The organism is Immundisolibacter sp., assembly GCF_041625615.1.
Lineage (GTDB): Bacteria > Pseudomonadota > Gammaproteobacteria > Immundisolibacterales > Immundisolibacteraceae > Immundisolibacter.
Map to the genome: position 1 here is coordinate 1 of NZ_JBFJTF010000141.1, position 5,372 is coordinate 5,372.

A 5,372-nucleotide genomic window follows, 5' to 3' on the forward strand; every position below is an offset into this window, starting at 1 on the left:
CGAACGCGGCTCGGCTACCGGCGGCAGGCGTGTGCGTCCGCTTTGCTCACACGCCGCCAATACCACCCCGCGCCAGTGGGCCAGGCGCCGTGCCTCGCGCTCTGCAGTCAGACGCGCCACGGTGCGTTCAGTGACCAACGGCACGATCTCGCCGACCCCGAGCTCGACGGCCTTTTGCAGGGCGTAGTCCATGCGCTCCCCGCGCGAGATGCCCTGCAGCAGGCGCACGGTGAGGGGCGATTCGGCCCTGTCGGGGGTGAACTCGCCGACCATGGCCTGCAGTGTGGTCCGGTCGGCGCCAGGCACCAGGGTGGCGGCAAACTCGCCGCCGCGCCCGTTGAATAAAACCAGACGGTCACCGGAGCGCAGGCGCAGCACCTTGATCGCGTGATCGTGGGTGCGGCGGTCGAGCGTTACCGGTTCGCCGCAGTGCAGTGGCTGGTCGATGAAAAGACGCGGAATTCGCATGACCGTTCAGCTGTTGGCCAGGCGCACGAAGTCGGCCACCGACAGCCGCTCCGGGCGCAGGCCGGGGTCGATGCCGGCCGCCGCGAACTGGGCAGCGGTGACCAACGTGCCGACGCTGTTGCGCAGGGTCTTGCGTCGCTGAGCGAAGGCCCGCTGAACCAGGTCAGAGAGCCGCCTCTCGTCGGTGGCGGGATGCGGCAGGGTGACGTAGGGCGTCAGCTGCAGCATGCGCGAATGCACTTTCGGCGGTGGAAAGAAGGCGCCTGGCGACACCACGAACAGCGCTTCGGCGGCGCAGGCGTACTGGATCATCACCGACAGCCGGCCGTAGTCGGCGTCACCGGGCGAGGCGACGATGCGGTCGACGACTTCGCGCTGCAGCATGAACAGCATGTCGGCGATCGCCTGGCGGTACGTCAGCAGATGAAACAGCAGGGGCGAGGAGATGTTGTACGGCAGGTTGCCGAACACGCGCAGCCGCTGGCCGGCTGTCGCCAAGGTGGAAAAGTCGAATCGCAGCGCATCCGCGCCGATCAGGTGCAGGCCGTCGTCCTGGAAGCGTTCGGTCAGGTCCACGGCCAGGTCGCGGTCCAGCTCGATGGCGGTCAGTGCCTGCGTACGCGCCAGCACGGGCGCGGTGAGGGCGCCGCGCCCAGGGCCAATTTCCACCAGGTGTTCGCCCGGGCGTGGGTCCAGTGCCGCCACGATGCGGCCGATGGTTGCCGGGTCGTGCAGAAAATTCTGGCCGAAACGCTTGCGCGGTGCGTGCATCAGCCGGTGCCCAGCGTCGCCGCCAGATCAAGCGCGGCACGCAGGCTGCCGGCGTTGGCACGGCCGCTTCCGGCCAGGTCGTAGGCGGTACCGTGATCGACCGAGGTGCGCACGATCGGCAGGCCAAGGGTGACGTTCACCGCCTGGCCGAAGCCGGCGTACTTGAGTGTGGGCAGCCCCTGGTCGTGGTACATGGCCAGCACCGCGTCGAACGGTTCGAGTCGTGATGGGGTGAACAGGGTGTCGGCCGGCAGCGGGCCGGTGACGTCGATGCCTTCGGCAACGGCGGCGGCGATGGCGGGTGCGATGACGTCGATTTCCTCGCGCCCCAAATGGCCACGTTCGCCGGCATGCGGGTTCAGGCCACACACCGCGATGTGGGGCCGGGCGATGCCAAAGCGCCGGCGCAGGTCGTGCGCGAGGATGCGTACAGTGCCGGTCAGACCCGATACGCTCAGGGCGTCGGGCACCTGGCGCAGCGGCAGGTGGGTGGTGGCCAGTGCCACGCGCAGCGCGCCGGCCACCAGGAGCATCACCACCTGCTCCGTGCCGGTGCGCCCGGCCAGGTATTCGGTGTGGCCGCTAAACGGCACGCCCGCATCGCAGATGACCCCTTTGTCGAGCGGCGCGGTGACCAGCCCATCGAAGTGTCCGTCCAGACAGCCACTGACCGCGACGTTGAGTGTTTCGAGCAGCGCCGGGGCATTGACGGGCAGCGGCCGGCCGGCGTCGGGCAGCTGCGTCAGCGGTACGTGCCGGACCGACACGGTGTTCGGCAGCGACGCGGCGGGGACGCCAGGCGCAAGCGGTACCAGGCTGACTTCGTATCCGAGCTGCGAGGCCCGTGCGCGCAGCAGCGTGATGTCGCCGATCAGCGTGATCGCCACCCCCGCCGGCGGCTGGCGGGCGACCTCCAGGCAGATGTCCGGTCCGATACCGGCCGGTTCGCCGACGGTCAGCGCCAGACGTCGCATCACATCGCCTACAGGCGCAGCTCCACGTACGCCTCGTCGCGCAGGCGTTGCAACCAGGTCTGGGTCATTTCCTCGGCTTTGCGCATGCGCAGTGTCTCCATGGCATGGGCGCGGCGGTAGGCGGCGGTGTCGTCATGGCTGCGCCGGCCGAGTACACGGATCAGGTGGTAGCCGAAGTTGGACCTCACAGGTTCGCTGAGCTCGCCCTCGGGCAGGCCCTGCATCGCCTTGGCAAATGCAGGTACCAGGCTCTGGCTGCTGACCCAGCCCAGGTCGCCGCCCTTGATCGCCGAGGTTGGGTCGTCCGAGTGGGTGCGGGCGAGATCGCGCAGGCTTTCGCCTGCCAGGATGCGTCGGCGCAGCGACTGGGCGCGCGCACGGGCTTCGTCCTCGCGGCCTGGTTCGACCTTGACCAGAATGTGTTCGACGTGGGTCTGCTCGACCACATGCCGGCCGCCCGCGGCATCCGATTCGAGAACTTTCAGGATGTGGAAGCCGTTGGCACTTGGAATCACTTCGCTGATCTGACCCGGTGCCAGGTCCCGCACTGCCGCAAGGAAGGGAGCCGGCAGCTCGTCGGCGTTGCGCCAGCCCAGGTCGCCGCCTTCGAGCGCCTGCTGGCCTTTGGACACCGCCACGGCGGTGCTGGCGAAATCCGCACCCGCCGTCAGCTGCTGGTGCACGTCCCGGGCTCGGGCGGCGACGCGCCGTTGCTGTTCCGGCGATGGATCGAGCGGTAGCGGAATGAGGATGTGTGCCAGACGGTAGCGGCCGGCCGCCGCCGCGCCGCCTTCGGCCAGGAAGCGCTCCACCTCGGCCTCGGACACGGCGATGCGGTCGATCACTTCTTTCTGGCGCAACTGGGTGATGCGCATCTCGTCGCGAATGTCGTTGCGAAACTCCCTGAAGTTGCCGCCCTCAACGACGATCGTCTCGCGCATCTGGCTCAGCGTCATGTCGTTGCGCTGGGCGATGTTCTGCAGGGTGAAGTTCAGTTCGTCGTCGCTGATGTTGATCCCGGCTTGGTCGGCCAGTTGCACCTGCAGGCGACGAAGGATGAGGTGATCGAGCACCTGGCGTTCGAACTCGTGCCGTGGCGGCACCGCCGTCCCCCGTCGCTGCAAGTCCGACAGAATGCGCTGGACTTCACGCTCAAGCTCGCTTTCGACGATGACGTCCTTGTTGACGACCGCCACCACGCGGTCGAGGTTGGCGGCCGGCGCCAGGGGTGTCAGCAGCAGCGCGCCGATTAACAGAAGCAGTCGTTTCACGTCAGGATGTTTCCGCAACTTGTCGTCAGTAGCCGTAGGCGTCGCGGCTGTAGCCGAACACGCCCTCGGTGAGCAGGTTTTCCACCTTGTTGCCGATGTTGGTCAGTCCCTTCAGTTCCAGCTCGAACAGGATGGCGCTGGTGGTGTCACCGCTGAGACTGCGCACGTAGCGGCGGGTGACCACCCGCGCGCCCCAACAGCAGCTTTCGTAACCGAGGCCGATGAAGCTCTCGATGATCTTCGACTCCGGCAACGAGTAATAGGACCGCCCGACCAGCTGCCAGTTGCGTCCAAGCGGAATCAGGCCGGAGATGTCGATCTGTTCCAGGCTCTCGGTCAGTCCCGGCGCCGACAGCTTGGGCAGTTCGCGCCGCATGCGGTACGACGCGTTCAGCAGCACACCGTTGTCGGGTCGGTAGTACAGACCGAACACCGAGCGCTGCGTGCTGCCGCTGTCCGGATCCCACTCAAGATCACCACGCGCGGTGAGCGAGCGGGTCAGGCGCGCCCACAGTTCGCCAACGATCGCGGACTCGCTGGCTTCAATCGCCGATCCCGGCCGCAGTCCGACCTGGCGGTCGCGCAGGTAGCGGATCTGGCCGAGGCTGGTGCGCAGCATTTCAACGCCACTGCTGGCGCTCAGGATGCGGCTGGTGACGGCGGCGGTGACCTGGTTGGCGTCACCCTGGCGGTCGGGGCCGGAGAAGCGGTTGGTGCGGAACAGCGACTGGAACGTGAAGTCGGTATCGCTGGTGTCGAACAGGGGAATGTCGTCCTGATCGCGGTTGGGGATGTACAGATAGAACAGCCGCGGCTCCAGGGTTTGAACCGCATCGACGCCCCACAGGTCGAGGTCGCGTTCGAAGAACATGCCGCTGTCGACGCTGAAGATGGGGACCGAGCGGCTCGGGTTGTCGTCGCGTCCGGGCAGCTGGTCGTTGAGCGAGTATTGGGTGTAGCGGAAGCCGAGCCGCGGTTCGACCCGGAAGGCAGCCGTTTCCCAGGGCAGACTCAGGCTCGGGTACAGATCGATGCGCGTGCCGTCGACCAGGTCCGGGTGGTCGTACTCGGTGAATTCGCTGTCGATGGCGTAGTTCAGATCGCCGAACAGGAAGCCCGAGGTGTTGAACATGAGCTGCGGCAGGCGCCGGTAGGGACGGCTGCCGGACAGCGTCTGATACGTCTCTACCTGACCGCGTACGCGCCAGTTGTCGCCGTTGTAGCTGGTGGTCGCCAGACGCTGCAGGTGGGTCGTGCTGACGTCGGTCAGGTTGTTGCCGAAGTCCTCGAAATACTGGTCGTCGGACACCCGGTTGTAGCTGAGGTAGTGCGTCCAGCGCGGTGTGAAGCGCCCGTTCTGCTTCAGGAAAACGTAGTTGCGGTCGCGATCCGCTTCCTTGTCCGACGGCAGCAGGGTGCCGCCGATCTCGCCTTCTGTGCCGCGGAACAGGTAGCGGCCGAGCCCCCCCATCATCAGGCCGCGCTTGCTCATGTACCGCGGGGTGATGGTGGCGTCGTAGTTCGGTGCCAGGTTCAGGTAGTACGGTGCCCGGAACTCGAAACCGGTTTCGTCCGAGTTGCCGGCACTCGGCGCCAGGAAGCCCGACTTGCGCTCGTCCGACAGCGGAAAGCTGAAGTACGGGCTGTACAGAATGGGCACGCCCTTGAAATCCAGGACCACGTTGCGGGCCGAGCCCTGGCCGTCGTCGAAGTCGAGGTCGACCTTGGTGGCGCGCAGCGCCCAGTCACGCTTGCCGGGCGGGCAGGTGGTGTAGAAGGCGCCTTCCAGGGTATGGCGGCTGGCGTCGCGTCGAATGATGCGCGTGGCCCGGCCGCGGGCACGCTTCTCGCGCAGGGCATAGCTCGCGTTCTCGATGGTGCCCTGGTC

Annotated in this window: 5 protein-coding genes; all 5 read right to left on the reverse strand. The window is 67.0% G+C overall.

What is annotated here, in order from left to right; all coding sequences use genetic code 11:
• A partial coding sequence (locus ABYX71_RS10085) for a 16S rRNA (uracil(1498)-N(3))-methyltransferase (RefSeq protein ID WP_372696370.1) occupies window positions 1-468 on the reverse strand: 468 nt, incomplete at its 3' end.
• Window positions 469-474: 6 nt separating this feature from the next.
• The gene (rsmA, locus tag ABYX71_RS10090; RefSeq protein WP_372696371.1) at window positions 475-1,239 is read right to left on the reverse strand and encodes a 16S rRNA (adenine(1518)-N(6)/adenine(1519)-N(6))-dimethyltransferase RsmA; all 765 of its coding nucleotides are present in this window, start codon (window positions 1,237-1,239) and stop codon (window positions 475-477) included.
• Window positions 1,239-2,213 (reverse strand): 4-hydroxythreonine-4-phosphate dehydrogenase PdxA, encoded by a 975-nt coding sequence (gene pdxA / locus ABYX71_RS10095; protein WP_372696372.1) that lies wholly within the window; start codon window positions 2,211-2,213, stop codon window positions 1,239-1,241. The genes rsmA and pdxA overlap by 1 nt, the downstream gene beginning before the upstream one ends.
• Window positions 2,214-2,221: 8 nt before the next feature.
• Window positions 2,222-3,484: a peptidylprolyl isomerase gene (locus ABYX71_RS10100; RefSeq protein ID WP_372696373.1), complete on the reverse strand. Its 1,263-nt coding sequence runs from the start codon at window positions 3,482-3,484 to the stop codon at window positions 2,222-2,224.
• Window positions 3,485-3,509: 25 nt separating this feature from the next.
• A partial coding sequence (locus ABYX71_RS10105) for an LPS-assembly protein LptD (RefSeq protein ID WP_372696374.1) occupies window positions 3,510-5,372 on the reverse strand: 1,863 nt, incomplete at its 5' end.

Excerpts from the sequence above, each read along its gene's own strand:
- rsmA (WP_372696371.1), bottom strand. The coding sequence starts at position 1,239 with ATGCACGCACCGCGCAAGCGTTTCGGCCAGAATTTTCTGCACGACCCG.
- pdxA (WP_372696372.1), bottom strand. The coding sequence starts at position 2,213 with ATGCGACGTCTGGCGCTGACCGTCGGCGAACCGGCCGGTATCGGACCG.